The organism is Erwinia tasmaniensis Et1/99 (assembly GCF_000026185.1).
In the GTDB taxonomy this organism is placed as follows: Bacteria; Pseudomonadota; Gammaproteobacteria; order Enterobacterales; family Enterobacteriaceae; genus Erwinia; species Erwinia tasmaniensis.
In genome coordinates this window covers 2,519,060-2,543,472 of record NC_010694.1, presented here as the reverse complement: position 1 = coordinate 2,543,472, position 24,413 = coordinate 2,519,060, and the positions used below count along the sequence as shown (strand labels likewise).

General features: G+C 56.7%; 21 protein-coding genes. 10 read left to right on the top strand and 11 right to left on the bottom strand.

Features of this window, described 5'->3' with window-relative positions:
- Positions 1–482: 482 nt before the first annotated feature.
- The 3 genes from ETA_RS12375 (at position 483) to dusC (ending at position 3,662) form a co-directional block, all read left to right on the top strand.
- On the top strand, positions 483–881 hold the full coding sequence (locus tag ETA_RS12375; protein ID WP_012441967.1) for a YbhQ family protein: 399 nt from the start codon (positions 483–485) through the stop codon (positions 879–881).
- Positions 882–1,267: 386 nt separating this feature from the next.
- On the top strand, positions 1,268–2,674 hold the full coding sequence (rhlE, locus tag ETA_RS12370; protein ID WP_012441966.1) for an ATP-dependent RNA helicase RhlE: 1,407 nt from the start codon (positions 1,268–1,270) through the stop codon (positions 2,672–2,674).
- A 55-nt stretch (positions 2,675–2,729) separates the two neighbouring features.
- Entirely contained in the window at positions 2,730–3,662 is a 933-nt protein-coding gene (gene dusC / locus ETA_RS12365; protein WP_012441965.1) for a tRNA dihydrouridine(16) synthase DusC, read from the top strand.
- Positions 3,663–3,708: 46 nt separating this feature from the next.
- On the opposite strand, the gene ETA_RS12360 is transcribed toward dusC, so the two are convergent.
- Positions 3,709–4,794, bottom strand: a complete 1,086-nt coding sequence (locus ETA_RS12360) for a L,D-transpeptidase family protein (RefSeq protein ID WP_012441964.1) — start codon at positions 4,792–4,794, stop codon at positions 3,709–3,711.
- Between the two features lie 253 nt (positions 4,795–5,047).
- Positions 5,048–5,611, bottom strand: a complete 564-nt coding sequence (locus ETA_RS12355; RefSeq protein WP_012441963.1) for a DedA family protein — start codon at positions 5,609–5,611, stop codon at positions 5,048–5,050.
- 218 nt (positions 5,612–5,829) lie between these two features.
- On the opposite strand from ETA_RS12355, the gene ETA_RS12350 reads away from it, so the two are divergent.
- Complete coding sequence (locus tag ETA_RS12350; protein ID WP_012441962.1) at positions 5,830–6,417, top strand: Yip1 family protein; 588 nt, start codon at positions 5,830–5,832, stop codon at positions 6,415–6,417.
- Between the two features lie 171 nt (positions 6,418–6,588).
- The gene (gene pbpG, locus ETA_RS12345) at positions 6,589–7,539 is read left to right on the top strand and encodes a D-alanyl-D-alanine endopeptidase (protein ID WP_012441961.1); all 951 of its coding nucleotides are present in this window, start codon (positions 6,589–6,591) and stop codon (positions 7,537–7,539) included.
- A 19-nt stretch (positions 7,540–7,558) separates the two neighbouring features.
- On the opposite strand, the gene ETA_RS12340 is transcribed toward pbpG, so the two are convergent.
- The gene (locus ETA_RS12340; protein ID WP_012441960.1) at positions 7,559–8,098 is read right to left on the bottom strand and encodes a GNAT family N-acetyltransferase; all 540 of its coding nucleotides are present in this window, start codon (positions 8,096–8,098) and stop codon (positions 7,559–7,561) included.
- A gap of 188 nt (positions 8,099–8,286) precedes the next feature.
- Here ETA_RS12340 and ETA_RS12335 point away from each other — a divergent pair, with 188 nt between their 5' ends.
- Positions 8,287–10,722, top strand: coding sequence for a DUF3772 domain-containing protein (locus ETA_RS12335; RefSeq protein ID WP_042959012.1), 2,436 nt, complete (start codon positions 8,287–8,289; stop codon positions 10,720–10,722).
- Between the two features lie 46 nt (positions 10,723–10,768).
- Here the strand turns inward: ETA_RS12335 and dld are convergent, their stop codons facing one another.
- The gene (gene dld, locus ETA_RS12330; protein WP_012441958.1) at positions 10,769–12,490 is read right to left on the bottom strand and encodes a D-lactate dehydrogenase; all 1,722 of its coding nucleotides are present in this window, start codon (positions 12,488–12,490) and stop codon (positions 10,769–10,771) included.
- A 179-nt stretch (positions 12,491–12,669) separates the two neighbouring features.
- Here dld and bglX point away from each other — a divergent pair, with 179 nt between their 5' ends.
- The 4 genes from bglX (at position 12,670) to idi (ending at position 17,787) form a co-directional block, all read left to right on the top strand.
- On the top strand, positions 12,670–14,967 hold the full coding sequence (bglX, locus tag ETA_RS12325; RefSeq protein ID WP_012441957.1) for a beta-glucosidase BglX: 2,298 nt from the start codon (positions 12,670–12,672) through the stop codon (positions 14,965–14,967).
- Positions 14,968–15,012: 45 nt separating this feature from the next.
- Positions 15,013–15,879: an oxygenase MpaB family protein gene (locus ETA_RS12320; protein ID WP_012441956.1), complete on the top strand. Its 867-nt coding sequence runs from the start codon at positions 15,013–15,015 to the stop codon at positions 15,877–15,879.
- A gap of 108 nt (positions 15,880–15,987) precedes the next feature.
- Positions 15,988–17,097, top strand: coding sequence for a suppressor of fused domain protein (locus ETA_RS12315; protein WP_012441955.1), 1,110 nt, complete (start codon positions 15,988–15,990; stop codon positions 17,095–17,097).
- A 144-nt stretch (positions 17,098–17,241) separates the two neighbouring features.
- Entirely contained in the window at positions 17,242–17,787 is a 546-nt protein-coding gene (gene idi, locus ETA_RS12310) for an isopentenyl-diphosphate Delta-isomerase (protein WP_012441954.1), read from the top strand.
- Between the two features lie 1,216 nt (positions 17,788–19,003).
- Here the strand turns inward: idi and ETA_RS19315 are convergent.
- The 7 genes from ETA_RS19315 to ETA_RS12275 all read right to left on the bottom strand — a co-directional run bounded on the left by ETA_RS19315 (position 19,004) and on the right by ETA_RS12275 (position 24,319).
- Entirely contained in the window at positions 19,004–19,108 is a 105-nt protein-coding gene (locus ETA_RS19315; RefSeq protein ID WP_012441952.1) for a protein YohO, read from the bottom strand.
- Positions 19,109–19,204: 96 nt separating this feature from the next.
- Positions 19,205–20,449 (bottom strand): SAM-dependent methyltransferase, encoded by a 1,245-nt coding sequence (locus ETA_RS12300; RefSeq protein WP_012441951.1) that lies wholly within the window; start codon positions 20,447–20,449, stop codon positions 19,205–19,207.
- A gap of 3 nt (positions 20,450–20,452) precedes the next feature.
- Positions 20,453–21,166 carry a DUF1365 domain-containing protein gene (locus ETA_RS12295; RefSeq protein ID WP_012441950.1) on the bottom strand — a complete coding sequence of 238 codons (714 nt, stop codon included), beginning with the start codon at positions 21,164–21,166 and terminating at the stop codon, positions 20,453–20,455.
- The gene (locus ETA_RS12290; protein WP_012441949.1) at positions 21,163–22,428 is read right to left on the bottom strand and encodes an NAD(P)/FAD-dependent oxidoreductase; all 1,266 of its coding nucleotides are present in this window, start codon (positions 22,426–22,428) and stop codon (positions 21,163–21,165) included. Before ETA_RS12290 ends, ETA_RS12295 begins: the two co-directional genes overlap by 4 nt.
- A gap of 3 nt (positions 22,429–22,431) precedes the next feature.
- Positions 22,432–23,148, bottom strand: coding sequence for an SDR family NAD(P)-dependent oxidoreductase (locus ETA_RS12285; protein WP_012441948.1), 717 nt, complete (start codon positions 23,146–23,148; stop codon positions 22,432–22,434).
- Positions 23,145–23,576, bottom strand: coding sequence for a nuclear transport factor 2 family protein (locus ETA_RS12280; protein WP_012441947.1), 432 nt, complete (start codon positions 23,574–23,576; stop codon positions 23,145–23,147). Before ETA_RS12280 ends, ETA_RS12285 begins: the two co-directional genes overlap by 4 nt.
- Before the next feature lie 11 nt (positions 23,577–23,587).
- On the bottom strand, positions 23,588–24,319 hold the full coding sequence (locus ETA_RS12275; protein WP_012441946.1) for a MerR family transcriptional regulator: 732 nt from the start codon (positions 24,317–24,319) through the stop codon (positions 23,588–23,590).
- Positions 24,320–24,413: the final 94 nt, after the last annotated feature.

The window sequence follows — 24,413 nt, the reverse complement described above, 5'->3', positions numbered from 1 at the left end:
ATGGGGCTGGCGCAGAGTGGGAGAATTCGACCCTGTGCCAGCCCTACTGCTTCGCAATACGGTAAGCGACCTAATGTTGCACCCCTGCTCACCAACTTATTATCTTTGCCGTTCTCCCCTCCAGAAGCACCATCTTTTCTAAAACAGGCCGTCTGTCGTTTTCTTCATGCTGTCCGGCCATGCCAGTGCTCAACGTCCAGCGTTGCCCGCAGAGGCAGAATTCTACCTGGCGTGGTGACTGACAGCCGCTAACAGGCTTCATCGGGACTTTAAATGAAAATCGCGCGTCTTTTGTGGCATACTGATGACACTCTTGCTTTCAACCAGTGAAAGAAAGAGTGTAGTCTTGGTCACAAAACCGGGTAATGTGCGCTTACATTTACGGCATTATCCTAAAACTACGTTAGTCTGAGGTAATACGTTACTGACTGGTTTCGGTAACCCGCTTGGGCGACCTCCGTTGGGTCTGCCGGGAGAAATACATGAAATGGTCCCATCGTATTCAGATTGTCACTGGACAAAACTGTGTACATATCGCACTGCACCTGCTGCTGATCGCCGCGCTGGTGTGGGGTTGGAAACACCAGGCGCTGCTACAGGTTTGTACCATTCTGCTGGCGTTATACGCCGGCGTGTTTACCGCGATGTTACTTACTCAACGCCTGCCGCGCCTGCGGCGTATCGGCGATTTCCTCGAGGATGTCACCACAACCTACTATTTTGGTGCCGCGATGATGGTGCTATTGGTACTGTCACGGGTGATCCATAATAATCTGCTGCTTGGCGCTTTCGGCGTTATGATGCTGACCGGGCCGGCACTGGTTTCTTTACTGGTGAAAGAGCGCGTACAGCCCCAGCACCGGGGCCAGCGTCCACGCTAGTCCAGACGGGCCACTTCGGTGGCCCGCTGCCATTTGTACCCCTGGAATACCGTTTTGAGCACGTTGTCATATCGGCAATATCATTCTGCGACTACCCGTTTGACAGCAGCCCTGTCTGGGTAAGTCAGCCACAGGTTTTATACTGTCCGCGCGTCTCCAGTCACTTTAGTGTACACACGCGGCCGTGCGGCAATAGCCCGTAGGGAAATTTCGCCAGATACAGATAATAATAAATGCCTTTAACGCGTCGGGGTCTGCTATAATAAGCGCCTTATGCACCGTGGTTTGTGCTCTCATTCAAGCGTCAGGAATGATCCTGGCGTCAACTCTCCCCCTGGAAACTACGCCGCGATGCGGTCAGGGCGGATCCGGAGTCAGTCAACTTTATGTCATTTGATTCTCTCGGCCTTAATGCCGATATTTTACGCGCTGTTGCTGAACAGGGCTATAACGAGCCGACGCCAATCCAGCGCCAGGCAATCCCGGTAGTACTTGCTGGCCGCGACCTGATGGCCAGTGCCCAAACCGGCACCGGTAAAACGGCAGGCTTTACCCTGCCGCTGCTACAGTTGCTGAGCAGCCACAATCCGCACCCGAAAGGACGGCGTCCAGTGCGCGCCCTGATCCTGACCCCAACGCGTGAGCTGGCGGCCCAGATCGGCGAAAACGTGCAGGATTACAGTAAATATCTTGATATGCGCTCGCTGGTGGTATTTGGCGGCGTAAGCATCAATCCGCAGATGATGAAACTGCGTGGCGGTGTGGACGTGCTGGTGGCGACTCCCGGCCGCCTGCTGGATCTTGAACATCAGAATGCTCTTGACCTGTCACAAGTAGAAATCCTGGTGCTGGACGAAGCGGATCGCATGCTGGACATGGGCTTTATTCACGATATCCGCCGCGTATTGGCGAAACTGCCAGCCAAACGTCAGAACCTGCTGTTTTCTGCGACCTTCTCTGATGAAATCAAAACCCTGGCGGAAAAACTGCTGCACAACCCCGAGCAGGTTGAAGTCGCCCGCCGCAATACCGCTTCCGAGCAGGTGACTCAGCATGTTCACCTGGTGGATAAAAAGCGCAAGCGCGAGCTGTTATCGCTGTTGATTGGTCGCGGCAACTGGCAGCAGGTGCTGGTGTTTACCCGTACCAAGCACGGTGCTAACCACCTGGCCGAGCAGTTGAATAAAGATGGTATTACCGCCGCCGCCATTCATGGCAATAAAAGCCAGGGTGCGCGTACTCGTGCACTGAGCGACTTTAAAGAGGGTAAAATTCGCGTGCTGGTCGCGACCGATATCGCCGCGCGTGGTATCGACATCGAAGAGCTGCCGCATGTGGTGAACTACGAGTTGCCAAACGTGTCGGAAGACTACGTACACCGTATTGGTCGTACCGGTCGTGCTGCGGCCGTGGGTGAAGCGCTGTCGCTGGTGTGCGTGGATGAGCATAAGCTGTTGCGCGATATTGAGCGCCTGTTGAAACGTGAAATTCCGCGCATGGCGGTCGAGGGTTTTGAACCTGACCCAAGCATTAAGGCCGAGCCAATTATCAACGGTCGTCAGCAGCAGCGTGGTGGCGGTGGACGCGGGCGCGGTGGTCAGGGACAGTCACCTCGTGGCGGCGGCGATCGTAGTGCCAGCGCAAACCGTAGCGGTACCGGCGGAGAACGTCGTCAGGGCAACGGTAACGCTGCGGGTACTGCACGCGGTGCACGTCCTGAAGGCGGCAACGGCGGCGCTCCGCGCGTTAACAAAACCCGTCCGCGCCGCGCCAACCCGGCGAACAACGGCTAATCAATCGGGGGGAAGCGCCCGCTTCCCCCTGTTATCACCCCCCCACAGGTTTACCATGCGCGTATTACTTGCCCCGATGGAAGGCGTTCTCGATTCGCTGGTGCGCGAGCTGCTGACCGACGTCAACGACTACGATCTCTGTATTACTGAATTTCTGCGGGTAGTGGATGCTCTGCTGCCGGTCAAATGCTTTCAACGTCTTTGCCCCGAACTGGATAACGCCAGCCGAACCCCATCGGGCACCCCGGTTCGCATACAGCTGCTAGGGCAATATCCCGAATGGCTGGCGGAAAATGCCGCCCGAGCGGTTGAACTCGGCTCCTGGGGCGTGGATCTTAACTGTGGCTGCCCGTCAAAAACCGTCAACGGCAGCGGTGGCGGGGCCACGCTGCTTAAAGATCCCGAACTGATTTATCAGGGGGCAAAAGCGATGCGCGCAGCCGTTCCTTCCCATCTTCCGGTGACGGTAAAAATTCGCCTGGGCTGGGACTCCGGTTCACGTCAGTTTGAAATTGCCGATGCGGTGCAGCAGGCCGGGGCCAGCGAGCTGGCCGTCCATGGGCGTACCAAAGAGGATGGCTACCGTGCAGAAGCGATAAACTGGCAGGCGATTGGCGCGATCCGGCAGCGCCTGTCGATTCCGGTCATAGCCAACGGAGAAATCTGGGACTGGCAGAGCGCACAGGACTGTATGGCGATCACCGGCTGTGATGCGGTGATGATCGGGCGCGGCGCGCTGAATGTGCCAAACCTCAGTCGGGTGATCAAACACAATGAGCCGCGCATGGCGTGGCGACAGGTGGTCCAGCTGCTACAACGCTATGTCCGGTTGGAAAAACAGGGCGATACCGGTTTGTATCATGTGGCGCGCATTAAGCAGTGGCTCGGCTATCTGCGCAAGGAATATGAAGAAGCGACCGATCTGTTTATGCAGGTTCGGGTGCTGAAAACCTCGGATGAAATCGCGGTCGTTATCGATGCGCAGTAAAAACCCCCCGTTCCGTGTGGAACGGGGGGTTTTTAACGCATAAAAATTAAGATTTCGGCTGGCTGTAAATCGGGCCTGGCTGATTGAGTACGGGCACATTTTGCCCTTCCGACGGGGCGTCCTGCTGGCTTTCCGGCGAAGCCTCTGGTGAGGCTGGCGTCGCCTCCTGCTCAGGCGTGGTGACCGGAGCGGCCATCGGCTCCCCGGCAGCACCGTTAACCTTCACCGGCATACCTGAACGCATCTTGAGAGCGGCTTCCAGGCTGGAACCGTTAACGCTGGCATCGGAGACCACTTTGTTCACCTTATCGCCCAGCTTCAGCGGAACCGGCTCACGCGAAGCAAATTGCTCCTGGGTTTGTGACAGCGGATTATGAACTTCCACATAGCGTGAACCATCCGGTTCTACCGCTGCTTTAACCGGCTGGTCGATGAACTGGACGCGGGTACCCACCGGCACATTGCTGAACAGCCATTGAATATCTTCAGCACGCAGGCGCACGCAGCCGTGGCTTACGCGCAGGCCAATACCAAAGTTGGCATTGGTTCCGTGGATAGCATACAGGCGTCCAATATAGAGGGCGTAGAGGCCCATCGGATTGTCAGGGCCCGCGGGGAACACCTCCGGCAGAGATTCTCCACGCGCGGCGTACTCCTGATGCATTTTCTTGGTCGGCGTCCAGGTCGGGCCATCTTTTTTACGCTGAACGGTAGTGGTCCAGTCGATCGGCGTGTCTTTGCCCAGCTCGCCGATACCGATTGGCAGAACCACCACGGTATTAGTGCCTTTCGGATAGTAATACAGGCGCATTTCTGCGCTGTTGATCACAATGCCTTCACGCGGGGCGTCTGGCAGCAGCAGCTGGTGAGGAATAATCAGTTTGCTGCCGGCTTTAGGCAGATAGACGTCCACCCCCGGATTCGCTTCCATCATGTTGCTCAGACCCATCTGGTACTGAGCGGCGAAAGCTTCCAGTGGAAGTTTACTGTCTTGAGGAATGGTAATTTCCAGGTTTTCCCCGGTCAGGCGGCTATTGGCGGCCGGAAGAGGGTAAACGACAGCGAAAGCCGAGTGGCTTAAGGCCGCTGCGGTAAGGATTAGGGTGACAAACGCTCGGATGCTTTTTTTCATATTAATTTCAGGTGTAGCGCCATGTAGACTGTTGATAAACGACCCAATACCGGTCAACGATAGTCGAAACGTTCGAGTTGCAGCAGGTGATCTGTAACGCGAAGTGTGACGAATACGACCGGCTGCGCATTATATGTGCATAATCGCTTTTGAGGGAACCTGCATTTATTGTTGTGGAACTATCTTTACGATTAACCAGCGCCGTAACGCCGCTCAGGCGGTGAAACTTACCTGCTCAACGTCGGCGAAGTGGCTATTTATTACGCTTTTTCAAGGCAATACGGATGCCCCATACGATGGCGACTATCAACAGCAACCAGAACAGCTGTTTCAGATGATGGTCCAGCTGATGCAGCCAGGGGGCAATAACCTGACCACCGAGATAGCCGAGCGAAACAAAAATGGTTGCCCACAGCGCCGCGCCGATCAGGTTACATAGCAGGAACTTGCGTGGAGAGAGCTGGCTGGCACCAATAATAATCGGCCCGACAATGCGCAGTCCGTACATAAAGCGTACGCCGATCACAAAAAGTACTGGCCTGTTGCGGATCAGGCGGTTAGCGCGGGCAATATGCTGGCGATGTTTTTTAAAACGCAGCAGGATAGTCTCACCGTAGCGACGACCGATAAAAAACAGGGCGCAGTCGCCGAGCATACCGCCTAACATGGCCGCCAGAACCACGCCGCCATAGCGTAACAGTCCCTCATGGGCGGCTATGCCCCCCAGCAGCGTAAAGGTTTCCCCCTCGGCCAGGCAACCGATAAACAGTGCCCAGTAGCCGTACTGGGATATCAGCGTATTGACGTCAATCTGCAAAACGGCACTCCTTTTTATTTCCCGGCGGCTAAGTCTAGCGCTTTTATCACCGTAGCAGGAATGAATGCCGACTTTTTATTTTATTTTGTCCTGAAATTGAGGCGGTTACCCCCGGTACCCGGCTGCCTCATCACAAAATTTTCACGGGCACTTATACTTGAAGAGATGCCGCCCGAGAGATGGCCAACTGGCGGTCCGTTGTTCAGAGGAGTGAAGATATGAACCATGTATGGGGACTTCTTGCGCATCCCGGCCGTGAGATGCGCGACATCAGGCAGGAGAACGAATCTCTCTCTCACCACTACGTCCATCATGTCTTGCTGATGGCGCTAATCCCGGTGATTTGCGCGTTTGTCGGCACGACCCAGATCGGCTGGAGGTCCGGCGATCATCCCGCGATTGTGCTGTCGTTATCCACGGCGTTCGGGCTGGCGGTCTTGTTCTATGCGCTGATGCTGACGGGCGTGGCCGTGATGGGGCGGGTCGTCTGGTGGATGGCGCGTGACTATCCGCAGCGGCCTACGCTTGCCAGCTGCCGGGTATTTGCCGGGTATGTGGCCACGCCGATGTTCCTGAGCGGGCTGGTGGCGCTCTATCCCCTGGCATGGCTGTGCGCGCTGGTAGGCACGCTGGCACTGGTTTACACCGGTTATCTGATGTATGTCGGTATCCCGATGTTTCTCAATATCGACAAGGAAGAGAGCCTGCGTTTTATTGGCTCCACTCTGGCCATCGGTGTGCTGGTACTTGAAGTGTTACTGGCACTAACGGTGCTTCTTTGGGGTTACGGCTTCCAGTTGTTCTGAGTACCCGTACCGCCGGGCAACCGGCGGTATTTCCATTAACGTGGTGAAACGAATATTCAGTAGGAAAAATCTTGTCTCCCAGCTTATTATGCCGAGGCCAGCCCCCGTCACACTGACGGGAAGCGGCGTGTGCTTGTCACACCTGAATAACCAGCCGTTAAGTCTTCGCCGATGCCTGCAAAAATTCGTTTATCCCTGTTTAGTCTGGCCATGCTGATTTCCACTCCATACCTGATAACTCAGGCCGCCGCTCGCGATCGCCAGCCTGAGTTAAGCAGCGCTGCCCAGCCGGCCATTGCCTCTGGCAGTGCGATGATCGTGGATCTGAACAGCAATAAAGTGATCTATGAAAGCCACCCGGACCGGGTGCGGCCCATCGCCTCAATCACCAAGTTAATGACGGTGATGGTGGCGCTGGATGCCCATCTGCCGCTGGATGAGATGCTGAAAGTGGATGTCAGTCATACGCCAGAAATGCGTGGCGTCTACTCACGCGTGCGGCTGAACAGTGAAATCAGCCGCAAAAACATGATGCTGCTGGCGCTGATGTCGTCAGAAAACCGCGCTGCCGCCAGTCTGGCGCACCACTATCCCGGCGGCTACGATGCTTTTATCCGCGCAATGAATGCGAAAGCGCGGGCGCTGGGCATGAGCCATACCCGCTACGTTGAGCCGACCGGACTATCGATCGAAAACGTTTCCACCGCGCGCGACTTGAGCAAGCTGCTGCTGGCGACAAAACGTTATCCGCTGATCGGCCAACTGAGCACCACCCATGAGGATATGGCCAGTTTCCGCAGCCCGAATTACACGCTGCCATTCCGTAACACTAACCACCTGGTGTATCGCCCGGACTGGAATATCCAGCTGACGAAAACCGGCTACACCGACGAGGCGGGGCACTGTCTGGTGATGCGCACCGTGATTAATCAGCGGCCGGTATCACTGGTGGTGCTGGATGCGTTTGGCAAATATACCCACTTTGCGGATGCCAATCGCCTGCGTCAGTGGATTGAAACCGGTAAAGTCTCCGCGGTACCGCCTGCTGCCCTGAGCTACAAAAAAGATAAGGCCGCACGCGTGGCGAATAACGTACGGGCTGACGATAGCGTGCCTGAATAGACGCGACGGAGAACACTTTTCAGCCAGGGGTGCTGTTGATATGCGAATTCAGCGCCCGCTGCATCAGCAGCGTATCGCGCCATTCGCCGTGTTTAAAACCCACGGCGCGGAGGTGACCGACAACCTCAAAGCCCATTTTTTTATGCAGGCTGACCGATGCCGTGTTGCGATAGCCGTCCCCGACATTCGCCAGCATTTGCTGAAAGGATTGCTGCTGGCAGCGCACAATGAGCGCTTCCAGCAGCGCGCTGCCGATGCCACGGCCGCCCAGATGGGCTGCGATATAGACTGAATCTTCAACGGTAAAACGGTAGGCCGCGCGTGGACGATACAGGCTGGCATAGGCAAAACCCGCCACCTCACCGTCCATCTCCGCCACCAGCCACGGTAGCTGGAGATCGCGTACTTTGACATAACGGGCTGTCATCTCGGCCAGGTCGGGCGGTGTTTCTTCAAATGAGCCGCAGCCGTGTAAGACATGCCCGGCATAAACAGATGTCATGGCGGACATATCGTCGGTCGTGGCGTCACGTACCAGAAAAGAGGGGAGAGCAGGCATATTGCCTCCGGCAGTGTTTATTGAGTCATTAGACATAAGATACACCGATCTCGCTCATCGTTTATTCTTATGATAACTACCGCAACTTTACATCACGAATCCTATAGTGTCGGTCAGGGCAACAGCCTAAACTGTTCGGCAAATTTCAAGGTGCCTGAGGCACCGCTCTTGGTATCAGGAACATGTTCATGTCTGGCTTGTTTACTTTTCTTCGTATCTGTCTGCTGGCACTGGTCACGCTTTTACCTCATCCGGTTCTGGCAGCAGAAAATGACGGTGTTCAGCAAAATGGTGATGCGCCGCATAAGGTTAATGCCGCCGCCGAGCTGCCAAAAATGCAGAAGGTGCTGGACAACATTAAGCAGCGGGTTTCCGGGGAAACCAATGACAGCAGGCTAAATGAGCTGAATGATTTGGCGCTGGAGCTTTCTGGCGATGCCGATACCCTGATGCAGGATATCATTCCGCAGCGCGCCCAGCTCCATGCCCAGCTGGCGGTGCTTGGACCGGCTCCGCAGGCTGGCGTCGGGGTAAAGGAGACTGCCGAGGTGACCAGCAAGCGCAGCAAGCTGGAAAACCAGAAAGGCAAAATGGACGACCAGATCAAGCAGGCTGAAGCGATAAAAAACGGCTCGATCAACCTCTCCGCACAAATTGTTAACCTCCGACGCGATGCGCTGAAAACCCAGCTGGCGCTAAATGCAGGCAGCATCTTCGGGGCGCGCTTCTGGTCACCGTTATTTAATAGCCAAAGCGGCGACAGCGATAAAATCAGCGCTTTTGTTGATGAACTGAGTACCACGGCAGCACTAAGTTGGGAGCCGGACTGGCGCTTTGGCACCATCGCCTGGGTGTTGGCAGCGATGCTGGTGGCCACGCTGGGCCGCCGCTATCTGGAAGAGTTTCTTGCCTGGGTGGGCATCCATCATCTGCCGGAGGGCCGTCTGCGCCGCAGTTTCCTTGCCGCAGCCACCGCACTGACCACGCTGCTGGCGGTCGCGCTGGCGTTTAACTTCCTCGATCTGGCTTTCACCCGTCACGATCAGGTGATGGATGACGTACGTGCCTTTGTCGACAGGCTGGTAGGCCAGAGCATTATCTGTGGGCTGATTGCCGGTTTAGGTCGTGCTTTCCTTTCTACACGGCGTCCGTCGTGGCGTTTGCCCACCATTTCGAATGAGGTGGCGCTGGCGTTAAAACCCTATCCTCCACTGACCGCAGCGCTGGTATTTATCTTTCAAACGGTGGAAACCGTCAACAGCAGCGTCAATACCAGCGTTGGCACCACGATCTTCGCCAACGGTATGACCGCGCTGCTGATTGGCGCTACGGCACTGTCGATCAGTATGCGCACCAACCGCGTGCGGCGGCGCATGTTGCAGGAAGGGCACCAGCCGGAGGCGAAATCGACGGTAGTCGGCCTGATCCAGATGGCGCTAACGCTGGTCGGTGTGGCGATTATGGTTGCCCTGGCGATCGGTTATGTCACGATGGCGCGCTTCCTCAGCTATGAGCTGGTGTGGATGGGCATTGTCTTCGGCTCCTTCTATATCTGTAGCCAGCTGGTGGCCGATGCCAGTGAAAGCCTGTTTTCCACCAACAGCGCCTCTGGGAAACGTATTCAAAGCTCGCTGAATATCGACGAGCGGCATCTTGGGCAGATAGCCGCGCTGCTCGGCGCGGCAGGCAAAACCCTGCTGGTGCTGGTGGCGGCCATGGCGCTGCTTAACGGAACTTTTGGCAGCTCAACGCCGCTTGAGCTGGTGCAGAAGGCCATCGAGTTCTGGGGCGGTAAAGGGCTGGAATCGCTGAATATCGTACCGGCGCATATGGTTAACGCGCTGATCTGTATGGTGGTGGGTATCTGGGCGCTGCGCTCGGTGAAACGCTGGCTGGAGCATGATTTCCTGCCCAAAACCACGATGGATATCGGGATGCGCGTGTCGCTGATCACCCTGTTCAGCAATATCGGCTTTGTGCTGGTTATTCTGATGACGCTGTCGATTATGGGCCTGCAGTGGAACAAGCTGGCGTGGATCGTCAGCGCCCTGTCTGTCGGTATCGGTTTCGGCTTACAGGAGATCGTGAAGAACTTTATCTCCGGTCTGATCCTGCTGACCGAGCGTCCGGTAAAAGTTGGCGATCTGGTGAGCATCAGCGGCATTGAAGGTGATATTCGCCGTATCAACGTGCGCGCGACCGAGATCCAGCTGACCGATAAGTCAACGGTGATTGTCCCTAACTCGCAGCTGATCTCGCAGAACGTGCGTAACGCCACCATGGGTAACGCCCAGGGGGTGGCGACCATCACTCTGACCTTCCCGCTGGATATCGACCCGCAACAGGTGCGTCAGCTGTTGTTAGATGTGTACGGCGAAAATGAGCGGGTGCTGGAAACGCCGGAGCCATCGGTATCGTTTAAGGATTTGACCAGCAGCGGAATTGTGCTGGCGGTAACCGGTAACGTGGCCAGCCCGCGCCAGGTCAGCGGAGTGAAAAGCGACCTGCTGTTTGACATTCTGACCCGGCTGCGTAAAGAGGGCGTGGTGCTGTCGACGCCGCAAACCATGATTATCGAACATAAGGATGAACAGCTGGTGCTAAAAGAAGCGCCGCAAGAGTAGTGTGGTTAGCCTTTAGCGGGCGGAGAAACGATCCCCGCCCGGCAGGCTACTTCCCGCAGCCGCCCTCATCCCAGTTTTTTGCCCTGGTGGTTTTACCAATGCCGGGGTTGAAACTGTTGGTCGGGTCGAGCCGTTGGTAAAACGCCTTTAGCTGCGGCCTGGCCTGATACAGATGCCCCACGTTATGTTCAGCCGGATACTCCGCTCCGCGCGCCTCAAGAATAGCCAGCATCTTCTCCTTCAGCGCGTGTACATCGACCCCTTTTTTCACAATATAGTCCTGATGGAAGACGTGACACAGGAAGTGGCCGTAATACAGTCGATGGGTCATTGCACCGTCGAATTCTGGCGGCAGCTGTTCAAACCAGTCGCGGTCGTTACGCCTCAGGGCGATATCCAGCGCCAGGATATCTTCGACCTCATCGTGGTGCACCGCATGATAGCGCACCGCCGCACCGGCGGCGGCAAAGCGGTGCAGAAAGGCATGCGCACCTTCTTTCCCTTCGCATTCGAAAAACTCGCCCTGCGCCTGCTGGAAAAAGGTTTGCAAATACGCGCGCGCTTCCGCCACGCCATCGCCGGACATTTTCAGCATCAGATGATGTTCAAAGCGGTCACGATATTGCTTAATGCGCGGCGGCAGATGCGCGGGCAGCAGGGCGGACAGCCTTTGCAGCAGGCGGTCGCTGAAGTGGGGCTTCAGCCATTTTACCCGCGCCAGCAGCGCATCCACCCGTCCTTTGAGCGTAAAGAACAGCGGCATTTTATCGGTGCCGAGCTTATCGATCATCACAAAGGTATCTTTGCCGTAGGTCTCCGCGATATCAAAAATATCGCGATGCATATATTCTCCGGCCACCGGCAGGTGGGTAAAGCGGGACAGCATATGACGGCGCAGCTGGTCGAGCACCGCCGTGTCGTTGGTGCCGATATAGAACACCTGCTGGGCGCTTTCACTGGCAAAGGTATCGAGCCGCACGGCAAACAGCGCCAGCTTTCCGGCGCAGCCGGAAGCTTCATACAGTCGGCGGGCATCGGCATTAAATCGCGATGGCGTAGCGGCATCGACATCGCGCACCCGTTCGGCATAGTCCGGATCGGAGGCGTGGCGCTGGTCGTGCTGCACGTCAGACGGCTGCCAGCTGTCATCGTCCAGCTTAGCGAGAATCTGCTCCGGCGTGCTGCCGAGATCGATCCCCAGATGATTGACCAGCTGCAATTTACCGTTGGCATCAATCTGCGCGTACAGCGCCATCTCGGTATAGGCCGGGCCGCGTTTCACCAGCGATCCGCCGGAGTTATTACAAATGCCCCCCAACACCGATGCGCCAATGCAGGACGAACCGATCACCGAATGCGGCTCACGTCCGAGCGGCTTAAGCGCTTTTTCCAGCTGATAAAGGGTACTGCCGGGGAATGCCAGCACCTGCTTACCCTCGTCCAGCAGCTGAATTTTATCCATGCGCAGCGTGCTGATAATCACGATATCACGCGGATAATCATTGCCGTTGGGGGTCGAGCCTTCGGTCAGTCCGGTATTCGCCGCCTGCATCAGAATAATCACATCGGCGTCAACGCAGGCCTGAAGGACGCGCCACTGTTCCAGTAAACTGCCGGGGAATACCACGGCGAGCGCGTCCCCTTCGCCGGATCGGAACCCTTTGCGATAACGTTCGGTTTTTTCAGGTTCGCTCAACAGATGGCTGCGGCCAACGATACGGCCCAGCTCTGCAACCAGTTTTTGTGCTGCGGGTTGGGAAGTGTGCATGTCTTATCCTTGTCAGTTTCTCCCTTTTACTTTAGCACCGGATAAAGTCCCCGCTGAAAATGCGGTAATTCATGGTGGTAAAACTAGCTGCTATGATCAAGGTATGACACACTGCGCGCATCAGTGCGTACGCGATAAAATAATCGATTTGCCGCAATCACTTGAGAGAAGATCATCTGATGAATTGGATTTGTTCTGTCAGCCTTGCCGTCACTCTGGCGCTTCAGCCAGCGTTTGCCGATGATATCATCGGCCCTCATCAGCAAACTCCGCAGGCGCGTGACGCTTTCGTCAGCGGACTGCTGAAAAAAATGACCCTTGATGAAAAGATTGGCCAGCTGCGCCTTATCACCGTGGGGCCGGAAAATCCTAAATCCGCCATTCGTGACATGATCCAACAGGGGCAGGTAGGGGCGATTTTCAATACCGTGACCCGGCAGGATATTCGTCAGATGCAGGATCAGGTGATGCAGCTTAGCCGCCTTAAGATCCCGCTGTTTTTTGCCTATGATGTGATCCACGGGCAGCGCACCCAGTTCCCAATCCCGCTGGCGCTGGCCGCCAGTTGGGATCTGGAGGCGGTGGCTGAGGTGGGCCGTATTGCGGCTTATGAAGCGGCCGATGACGGCCTCAATATGACCTGGGCACCGATGGTGGATGTGACACGTGAACCGCGCTGGGGTAGGGGCTCGGAAGGTTTTGGCGAAGACACCTGGCTGACCGGTGAAATGGGGCGCGTGCTGGTCAAGGCGATGCAGGGCAACAGTCCGGCGGATCGCTATTCGGTGATGACCAGCGTGAAACACTTTGCCGCCTACGGCGCGGTGGAAGGCGGGCGTGAATACAATACCGTTGATATGAGCCCCCAGCGCCTGTTCCAGGACTATCTGCCGCCGTATAAGGCGGCGCTGGATGCGGGCAGCGGCGGCGTGATGGTGGCGCTGAATTCGCTGAACGGCGTTCCGGCCAGCGCCGATAGCTGGCTGCTCAAAGATATCCTGCGGGATGACTGGAAATTCAAGGGCATTACCATCAGCGATCACGGCGCGATTAAAGAGCTGATCCAGCACGGCGTGGCGCGCGATCCGCAGGATGCGGTGCGTATTGCGCTTAAATCCGGCATCGATATGAGTATGAGCGATGAGTACTACAGCAAGTACCTGCCGGGTCTGGTGAAAAGCGGCGCGGTCAGCATGGCTGAGATTGATGACGCTACCCGCCATGTACTGAACGTGAAATACGATATGGGGCTGTTTAACGATCCTTACAGCCATCTTGGCCCGGCCAGCAGCGATCCGGCCGATACCAATGCGGAAAGCCGCCTGCACCGGGCAGAAGCGCGCGATGTGGCGCGCAAAACGCTGGTACTGCTGAAAAATCGTCAGGATACGCTGCCGCTGAAGAAAAACGGCACCCTTGCGCTGATTGGCCCGCTGGCCGACAGCCAGATTGATATTATGGGCAGCTGGTCGGCGGCCGGGGTCGCTGGCCAGTCGGTCACGCTGCTTCAGGGAATGAAAAATGCCACCGCGGGTCAGGCCACGTTGCTGTATGCCAAAGGGGCTAACGTCACCGATAACAAAGGCATTCAGGACTTCCTTAACCTGTATGAAAAAGCGGTCACCGTTGATGTGCGCACGCCGCAACAGATGCGGGATGAGGCCGTGGCAACGGCACAGAAAGCTGACGTGGTGGTTCTGGCGGTGGGTGAGGCGCGCGGTATGGCGCACGAGGCTTCCAGCCGCACCGATCTGACGCTGCCGGACAGCCAGCGCCAGCTTATCCGGGCGTTAAAAGCGACCGGTAAGCCTCTGGTGCTGGTGCTGATGAATGCGCGGGCGCTAACTTTGGTAGAGGAAACGCAGCAGTCTGATGCGCTATTGGAAAGCTGGTACAGCGGCACCGAAGGCGGCAACGCCATTGCCGACGTGCTGTTCGGTGATGACAACCCTTCCGGCAAGCTGCCGATGACCTTCCCGCGTTCGGTGGGGCAGGTCCCGATGTACTACAACCATCTGAACACCGGGCGGCCCTATGATTTCGAACATCCTAACAAATACACTTCGCATTATTTTGATGAGGCCAACGGCCCGCTGTTCCCGTTCGGCTATGGTCTGAGCTACACCCACTTTACGCTCTCGCCGGTGAAGATGTCGGCTGCCACCATGACGAGAAACGGATCGGTCAATGCCAGCATTACGGTGACCAACAGCGGCAAACGCGACGGGGCCACGGTGGTACAGCTTTATCTGCGCGACGAGGTGGCAAGCATCAGCCGTCCGGTGAAAGAGCTCAAAGGCTTTAAGCGTATTATGCTGAAGGCCGGGGAATCGCAAACCGTCACTTTCCCCATCGACGCCAGCGCGCTGAAGTTCTGGAATGCTAAAATGCAGCAGGTGGCGGAGCCGGGTAAATTCAGCGTGATGATCGGGCTGGACTCGGTACGCACTGAGAATGCCGAATTTGACTATCTGTAAACGGCGGAGGGGCCTGCCCCGCTCTGAACTTAAGGTGCGGCATTGATGTCCGGTTTACGCAATAAAATTCAGCAGCAGGTTTTCCGCATTAACGGCCTGTCGCTGAATGAGTTTGACCTCTCGCAGCCGCCGGGCGATCCCGGGCTTTACGGCCCGGACAGCGTTATCTGGCGCGTGCACGGCGACTTTTCTTCCATGCTGTGCGGTGGGATTTCCGCGCTGCTGCTACAGATGCTGCACCCGCTGGCGCTGGCCGGCGTCTGGGATCACTCCACTTTTCGCAGCGATATGATGGGAAGACTGCGGCGTACCAGTCAGTTTATTGCCGTCACTACCTTCGGAAATACGGAAGATGCGCATATTCTGATCGCCCGTGTTAAGGGCATTCACCAACATATTTACGGCGAGGATGCGCAGGGCAAGCCCTATGCGGCCAGCGATCCGCAGCTGCTCACCTGGGTTCATGTGGCGGAAACCAGCCGCTTCCTTGCGGCACATTTGCGCTACAAAAATCCGCACCTCTGCCTGGCGCAACAGGACAGATACTACCGTGAGGCGGCGCGGGTGGCAGAAGCGCTGGGCGCGGAAAACGTGCCCAAAAGCGTGGCGGCCGTAGAGGCTTATTTGCAGGGCATGCGGCCGCAGCTGCGCTGCGATGAGCGCACGCAGGAGGTGCTGTCGCTGTTATTAAATACTCCCGCTCCGACCTGGCAGGCGCGTCCTGCGATGAAAGCGATGTTGGCGGGCGGTATCGAACTGCTGCCCGGCTGGGCACAGCAGGCTTTTGGCCTGCATTTTTCACCATTGAAACGACGCGTTATCCGTGTACGTATTCATGGCATCGCCGCGCTGCTGCGCTGGGCGATCCATCGCGGTGCCTTTCAGCGCGCCATGACGCGGGTAGGGCGTTAGCGCACGCCGCTTTTTTGAGACTATTACCCTTGCCGTGAGGAGCGCCACGCGGCATGCTGGCTTATTGTTCAGTAACCACGGCTCACGCCACACCATCGTCGAGGCGTTATGATACGGCCCCATCAGATTGCCGAAGTCAGCAATCAGCAGCAGACGCTGATCGCCATCGTCGAACAGGACGAACGCACGGCCTATTTCTATATCTGGCCGTCTGAGGCGTTGCGCACGCAGTTTGCCGTACGCGGCTGCTGGTTACGCAACCTGCTGCCCGCGCCGCAGCAGGAAGACGTGGCAGCGATGCAGCAGGGCATCGCGCCGCTGCTCAGCGCAGAATACTGCCGCACGCTGGAGGCGGAGCCGATGCTCGACCCCGCCGCGCTGCACATCGTCTGGGAGCCCAGTGATGACGGCGCCGCGCTGTGGTATCAGGGGCAGCTGCTGGCGGTGATCCCCGGCTGGAGTCTGTATCAGGACAAGCAGATTAGCTTTTCGGCGGGCTGTATCAAAGCCGGCCGTCTGACCGCACCGCTTGGCTCCGCCTCAACCAACGAATATTATGCGGCGGCGCAGCAGCACCGCCAGTTCTGGCGTGAATGGCAGGATGGCCAGCCGTGGGAGCCCTTACAGCAGGAGATGTTGCAGCGTTACCAGACGCAATACGGCAACGCCCTGAAATACTACGCCATCGACCAAGGCAGCTGGCCGCCGATGGCCATCTCGCAGCATTACCACCAGGGAAACTGGTATTTCCTGACGCTGGGCATGTCCGTGCGTCCGATGCCGCGGGTTGACTTTCTCTATCAGGATCTGGCCCCGGCGTATCGCCGTTGTGAACTGGGCCTCGCCATCGATGGTGCGGTGATGACGGAAGACAACGCGGTACAAATGGCCAGCGCGCTGGCGGGCTTTGCCCATATGCCGTGGTCGCGTCTTAGCTGGTTGGGAGAAGGCCATACGCTGGAGTCAGCGCTCGCTCCGGTAGGCTTCGCGGGCTTTGTCCTCTCCGGCGTCATAGCGGGTGACGGCGGGCAGCCCGCGGTAGCCAAACGTCACGGCGATAACGTCAATCTGCTATGGGCTGCACCGGTTACCGCGCCGGAACTGGATTTTGCCCAGCGCGAAACTGACGGCGGACAGCAGCTGGTAGCGCGGCTGTTGCAGCATGATTGCGGGCATATCTTCCGCGCGCGTCCGCCGGTGGTTGAGCCAGGAATATAAAGAGATAGCCCGATCCAGACGCGCGTGCGGGTGCCTGCTGCCGGTGTTCAATTCGCACGTTAACGATATTTTTCGCACGATTATATGCAGATCGAACGCCTTGTCTTATGTCAAAATAGCCGGCATTCGCGTTAAGGAGTCGGCATGTCAGCTATTGAAGTTATCCTGGTCGATCGCCACGACCATCCCACCGGTAAGATGGAAAAACTTGAGGTTCATGAAAAGGGCTTACTGCATCGGGCGGTGACCATTTACGTATTCAACTCGCAGCATCAGCTGCTGCTGCAACAGCGCGCGCGCGGTAAATATCACTGTGGCGGGCTGTGGAGTAATACCACCTGCGGCCACCCCTATCCGCAGGAGTCGACCGCCGATGCCGCGCAGCGCCGCCTGCGTGAAGAGATGGGGCTTGATTTGAGGTTGCAGCCGGTGTTTGAACTTAGCTACAACCTGCCGCTCAGTAACGGTCTTACCGAACACGAGTACGGCCACGTCTATTTCGCCATCAGCGATGCGCTGCCGACCGTTAATCCTGAAGAAGCGGACGACTGGCGCTACGGCTCGCTGGCAGATATTCAGCATGAAATTCAGGCTCACCCGGAGCGCTTCACTCCGTGGTTTCTCTACACCTTTGCGCGCATCCCGGCCGAGTTCGCACAGTACATTGCCCGGCAGTCTGCCGTTGGTTGACTGAAAACGGCCACTGCATGTGAATACCGGTGATTAAAGTGAGGCGCTTTGGGCCTGTGGCAGGATCTCTGTTAAGACCGATCAATGTTATTCAGCTGGTTACGAAACGCGGCGGGATCGCGCTCAAGCCTGATCCTGGCTAAAGCTCCTGCCGAACGTCAATTACGCCTATTTTTGTCACGTAGGATAGCGGTAACATGATCCTTCCGTTGCGTCAGGAACTGCGCATTGGGCAGCGAATGAGGATGTTTGAAAACGGGGACGTTGGCCAGCAGCCTTTCTATCCGGGTATAGAAAGTCTCATCATCCTGAAACGCTCGTGGGTGATATTGTGCCCGCGCGCCAACTCACTAAGGACGTTAACCCGCACCGTATCTGCATTAATTAAACCTTCCTCAAACCGCTGGTGAAAGGCAAGCCGCCTTTGCGATAGTAATCCAAACCGGTAAAAGTGAACGTCATTCTTACTACGCTGTGGTTGCGCACCTTTTCATTCAGTATTGGCTGGGGCGGATGCAGGACGTGCAGCTTAGCGGAAATAGCCTTTTTTTCTGTCGGGATTGAATTCAGAAGTTTTAATTCTATATTTTGCGTAGCCCCAGAAATGGCAATAAGCGCAATACACTGTGGTGCCGCAGCCAGCTTAATCTGTTAATAGAGATTCGGGTGGGTTAATTTAGCCATCCCTTTGGTCGGGAGCACGCGTAGGTTTTCTTTTTTGAAATATTGAAACCTGTCTTTTATTGGTTTATGTCACTTCATTTAACAGGTAAATAATAGTGATGTCTGTCGGTGTTGAAAAATTGAATACTCCTGAGTATCAGGTGGTTATTATTTTTAAATTATTTTTTTCTTAGCGTAATGAAATGCAGGCAGAGGTTGTTATATCTGAAGTTTAACTAAGCATTTTTTCCGTCTGTTATTATATTTCTCTTTTCGGGATATCTCTTGTCGATAATAACTAATTATATGATTACCTCGGGTGGGTAAATTTAGTGATCTGTATCAGATGTGTTCACTTATAGCGGAGTTAAATTCAAGCTAAAAATGGATGAGTGTTAAGTTATGTCTTCTTCATTGCGGAAGAATATGACATGAAAGCGCGCCCAGGCATGGGTTATATCTGTTTCTCAAGCGGGTATGAGGGCGTTTAAGGGTAAAATGTATCGTAACATTGAGCGCGGAAGACGGCGGCAGGAAGCCGCCTGACGACGCTTCAGGAACGTACGATAAAGGTGTACCCGGTCAGCATCACGCCGCCGATGCCGCCGATCGCCATCAGCAGAAAGATAAATATCACACCGATTTTTTGCCAGTTCATATCGTGACCTGTTTTTTCAAAGAGGGGCGCAGTATAGCGCCTTCCCCCGCCAGATTTAAGCTAAAGTGGCGCTTTCAGCACGCCGGAAGGTCAATGTCAGAGTACCAGAGGTTCATGCCGTTGCAGCGTGAGCTGCACGGTGCCGATAGTGTGGGCGCGAAAGCCCGCCTCACAGTAGCAGAGATAGAAAAGCCACATACGACGAAAGCGTGAGTCAAAACGCCCCTGTGCCAGCTGCGGCCAGGCATGATCAAAGCGCTGTCGCCAGCATTTCAGGGTCTGGGCATAATCTTCACCGATTTCAAACCGGTCGATAACGCTGAAATCACTGACCGCTTTCAGCGTATCGTCTAACAAACTGACGGAGGGCAGGAAGCCACCGGGAAAGATATAGCGCTGAATAAAGTCGACGCCGCGGGCGTAGGAGGAAAAGCGCTCTTCGCTGATGGTGATCGCCTGCAACGCCATGCGGCCGCCGGGTTTCAGCAGCTGCTGGCAGCGCTGGATAAACAGCGGAATATAGGCTTTACCCACCGCTTCAATCATCTCTATTGAAACAATCTTGTCGTATTGCCCGCTAAGATGGCGATAATCTTCACACAATACCGTGACCCGATCGGTCAACCCCGCGGCGGCAATACGTTCACAGCTATATTCATACTGTTCGCGTGAGATGGTGGTGGTGGTGACCCGGCAGCCGTATTCCCGCGCGGCATATTCGGCCATGGCCCCCCAGCCGCTGCCGATCTCCAGCAGATGATCCTGTGGCCCAAGCGCCAGCTGGTCGCACAGCCGCCGCATTTTAGCCTGCTGCGCCTGTTCCAGCGTCATTTCCGGCTGGCGGAACCAGGCGCTGGAATAGAGCATCGCCTGGTCAAGGAAGCTGGCGTAGAAATCGTTGCCGAGGTCATAATGCGCGGCAATGTTACGCTTCGCCTGGCGCACGTTGTTGCTGCGCAGGACGTGGACCAGCTGATTCAGCGGTGCCGTCAGCCAGCTCAGGCGCGACCTCAGCTTATCCGCCACCTGGATGTTCCTGGCGAGCAGCAGCAGCAGGGCGGTGAGGTCCGGGCTTTCCCAGTCGCCATCCATAAAACTTTCGGCGGCGGCAATGGTGCCGCCCAGCAGCGCTCTGCGGTAGGTGCGCGCATGGTGCACCACCATTTCCGCCTGTAGCGGCGCGTCGCTATCACCAAAGAACTGCCGGCCCAAATGCGGATCGTGCAGGGTAAGCCCCGCCCCCTGCACGGCCTGTAGCAGGGAGAAGACCGCACGGCGTGAGACCGGGCAGCATTTGCCCGTTTTGTCACGGCGCGTCAGGCTAATATTTGTGTCAGTCATCGGTCATTTCTCTGCTTTGCGATGGGCATAAATCGGCGCGCCTTTGCGCCAGAGTTTCCAGGCCTGCCAGTAAATGGCCAGCGCGGTGCGGGCGGTGATCAGCGGAAAACGCCAGAGGAAATGGCGCAGGTTTTTCCGGGTTAACGGCTGGCGACGAAGATGCAGAGTGGCGTCAAACTCACGACCCGTGCGGTGATTCTCAATGTGCACCAGCAATGACTTACCGGGTGGAGAGAGCCGCCAGTGATAGATCATCTCCAGGGGATTAAACGGTGAAACATGAAACGCCTTCTCGGTAGTTTCACTGCCATCCGGTTTGACCGCGTAGGTATGGCGCTCATTCCACGGCGTGTTGCGCACCTCCGCCAGCATCCAGCGCAGGGTATCGGCATCATCGTAGAGATAGTAAAAATTAACCGGGTTAAAAGAGCAGCCGAAGTAGCGCAGCTGGGTGAGCAACATCACCCGTCCGGTCAGCTGCTCTCCGGTCAGATCGGCAATACGCGCCTGGGCACGCTGCTTGATATCTCCGCCGCCCAGATAATCGTCGCGACAGAAGCTGGCGGCGCACAGCCGTCCGCTGCCGATACCGGCTTCCCCGAGCTGCGACAGTTCATCAAGATCGATCAGCGGCATAAAAATTTTATAGCTAAAGCGGTGATCCACCGGCGTGAAGCGGCGGTGACGGACGTGGCCGCTGTACAGCACGCTGTTCATAGCAGCCCCTTTTGTTCCATGCCGCTAATCACGTCGAGCGCGCTGCGGATGCCGTCCTCATGAAAACCGTTGTAGCTCCAGGCACCGCAGAACCAGCTGCGGTTGTCGCCGTTGATCCGCAGCCGCAGCTGCTGGGCTCCCGGCGAGTCCGCACCAAACTGCGGATGATGGTAGGTGAAACGGCGCAGCACTTTAGCTGCCTCAATGGGCCGCGTGGGATTCAGGCTGACGCAGAAGGTGTGCCTGGCGTTCAGGCCCTGCAGGATATTCATATTGTAGGTGACGCTGGCCGCAGCCTGCTCATCGCCTGCACCGCTGTCGCCAAGATGGTAGTTCCAGCTGGCCCAGGCGGCGCGTGCCTGAGGTAGCATGCGGGTATCGGTATGCAGCACCACTTCATTCGCGGCATAGGGCACGCCAGAGAGCATGGTGCGCTCATCAGCGGTGGCATCATTCAGCAGGGCCAGCGCCTGGTCGCTGTGACAGGCGAAAATCACCTGGTCATAGCGCTGCATGCCGCGCGCGCTTTCCAGCGTGACGCCATCAGCATCGCGGGTTACCCGCGTGACCGGCGTTGCCAGCCACAGATTTATCTTTTCACCCATCAGCTGCATCATACGCCGGATATACTGACGTGAGCCGCCGGGCACCACGAACCACTGCGGGCGCTGGCGGAGATCCAGCAGGCCGTGATGGTGAAAGAAGGTGAGAAACTGCGCCAGCGGCATGGTGCGCATCTGCGCCAGCGAGGTCGACCAGATGGCGGATCCCATCGGCAGGATATAGTGCTGGGCAAAGAAGTCGCTGAATCCGTTCTCACGCAAAAAGTCATCCAGCACGCCCTGCTGCCGGGGTTGCGCCAGCCACGTTTTACCGCAGCGGTTGAAGCGCACAATTTCCAGCAGAAAGCGATAAAAAGAGGGCTTAAGCAGATTGCGACGTTGGGCAAACAGGCTGCTGAGCGAGTGGCCGTTATATTCCAGCCCCGTACGCTGATTCTGTACTGAAAAGCTCATTTCGGTCGGCCTGCTTTCCAGCCCCAGCTCGGCTAACAGCGCCAGAAAGCGTGGATAGGTGCGATCGTTATAAACGATAAACCCGGTATCGATCGCCCAGCTTTCCCCCTCCAGTTCGACGTCAACCGTGGCGGTATGCCCGCCGGGAGTGGCTGCCGCTTCATACAGGTCGACCTCTGTGTTTGCAGCCAGCTTCCATGCGCAGCTCATACCTGCAATTCCACTACCAATAATTGCAACCCGCACGGATCACCTCGCTATTTTTTGTGTGAGCAGACGTTGAAGGGCAAGGGGCAAACGGGATGTCAGCCGCAGCATAAAGGCAAACAGACGGGGAAAGGCAATTTCAGCCTGTCCTTTCGCCAGCCCACGGCGGATAAAGCGCGAAGCCTGCACCGTATCGACTATCATCGGCATGGCAAAGTCATTACGCTGGGTAAGCGGGGTGTCGACAAAGCCGGGCAGCACCAGGCTGATGCCGATCTGCTGGCGTTTGACATCCTGTGCCAGGCTGCGCGCGAAGTAAGCCAGCGCCGCTTTTGACGCCCCATAGGCCTCGGCGCGGGGCAGGGCAACCAGGCTGGCGACAGATCCCACCAGCGCCACGCGACTGCCGGGCTGCATTTGCGGCAGCAGGATGTCCAGACAGTTTATCGGGCCGCTAAAGTTGGTCAGCATCACGCGGTGAACCTTCTCGGCATCAACAATGCCGTGATCGAGGTATTCACAGGTGCCGGCGCACAGGATCGCCAGGTCGACGCTGCGGCCGGAAAGCGCGGCTCGCGTTGCCGCCAGGTCGGTGATATCAAAGGTGCAGATATCGATATGCGCCTGCCCGGCGTGCAGCCCCGCCAGCTTTTGCTGGTTGCGCCCGCAGGCGGTGACATGCCAGCCGTCAGCGGCGTAATCGCGCACCAGCTGCAGGCCAATACCGGAACTGGCTCCGGTTATCAGAACGCGTTTCATGGCCGTAGCCTCTTTTTAACCCGACGCACTATCGTGCCCAGCAGCGGCAGCTTTTCGTAAAGCATCGCGCCCATGTCGTAGTAATCACGCTGGAAAAACACCTTACCGTCGCGCAATTGCAGGTAGCTGCTGCCTTCAAGAGTCTGATGCGCGCCGCCCTGAAGCGCCGGGTGCGCATACTCCATACGCCACAGCAGCAGGGCATCGGCGTCGAATTCACGGGTTAACGTCACCTCAAAACGGCAATAGCGCATATTTTTCAGCAGTGCGGCAAAATAACCTTCCACCACCGCCAGCCCCTGATGTTCGCCAACCGGATCGCACAGGCGAATTTGTGGATGATAGATTTCTGCCAACATCGGCAGGCGGCTGGTATCAAGCTGTTGATAAAACGCCATCAGTTGTTTCAGTGCGGGCTGCTGCGGCATGGGTGGCTCCTTTAGATACCGTGCGAGGTGATGGAGAGTCCCTGCTCCTGCCAGTGGGTCAGCTGTTCCTGTTGACGCATGGTCAGCGTTTTACCGCTGTAGACAAAAATATGTTGACCTGGGAAAAGCTCTGGGCGCAGTGATTCCAGCGGTTCGGCCAGCAGATCGATGCGCCAGCCCTGCTGCGACAGCCGCCAGGCTTCCAGCCACAGGCGCGTGCGGTCGGTTATTCCCCAGCCCATTAGCAGCGCATCTTTCCCGGCCTTTTTGCGTGCGCCGGTCAGACAGAAGGCGATGTAGTCAATTAACGCGCCGTCGAGAAAACTGCACAGGGTGCGCGCCGTATTTTGGTCAAGACCCAGGCGCTGGCGGATGGGGATTAAAACGTGGTCAATTAAGGTATCAACCGGAACTTCTTTACCGCAAGACGCGATTTTTGCCCGCAGCTTAGCCGGGCGCGCCAGGCGAACTACGCTAAGAATGTCTTCCTGAAGCGCGACCAGACCGTCATCCTGGCTCACATTACCGCCTTCCAGCAGGGCCTTAACCTTGCCAACCGACACGCCGCTCTCTATCCAGCGTTTTATTTCTTCTATGCGTTGGATATCTTCATCGTCGAACTGGCGGTGGCCACCCTCGGTGCGCTGGGGTTTCAGCAGCCCGTAACGTCGCTGCCAGGCGCGCAGTGTAACCGGATTGATGCCGCAACGTTCCGCGACGTCGCCGATACTGTACAGGGTCATGATTTACCTCTTACTTACCGTCAGACCTGCCACCAAACTACTCAATTCTGCTTTGTTGTACAAACTATTTCTTTGTGTACAACTTGGTGAGACG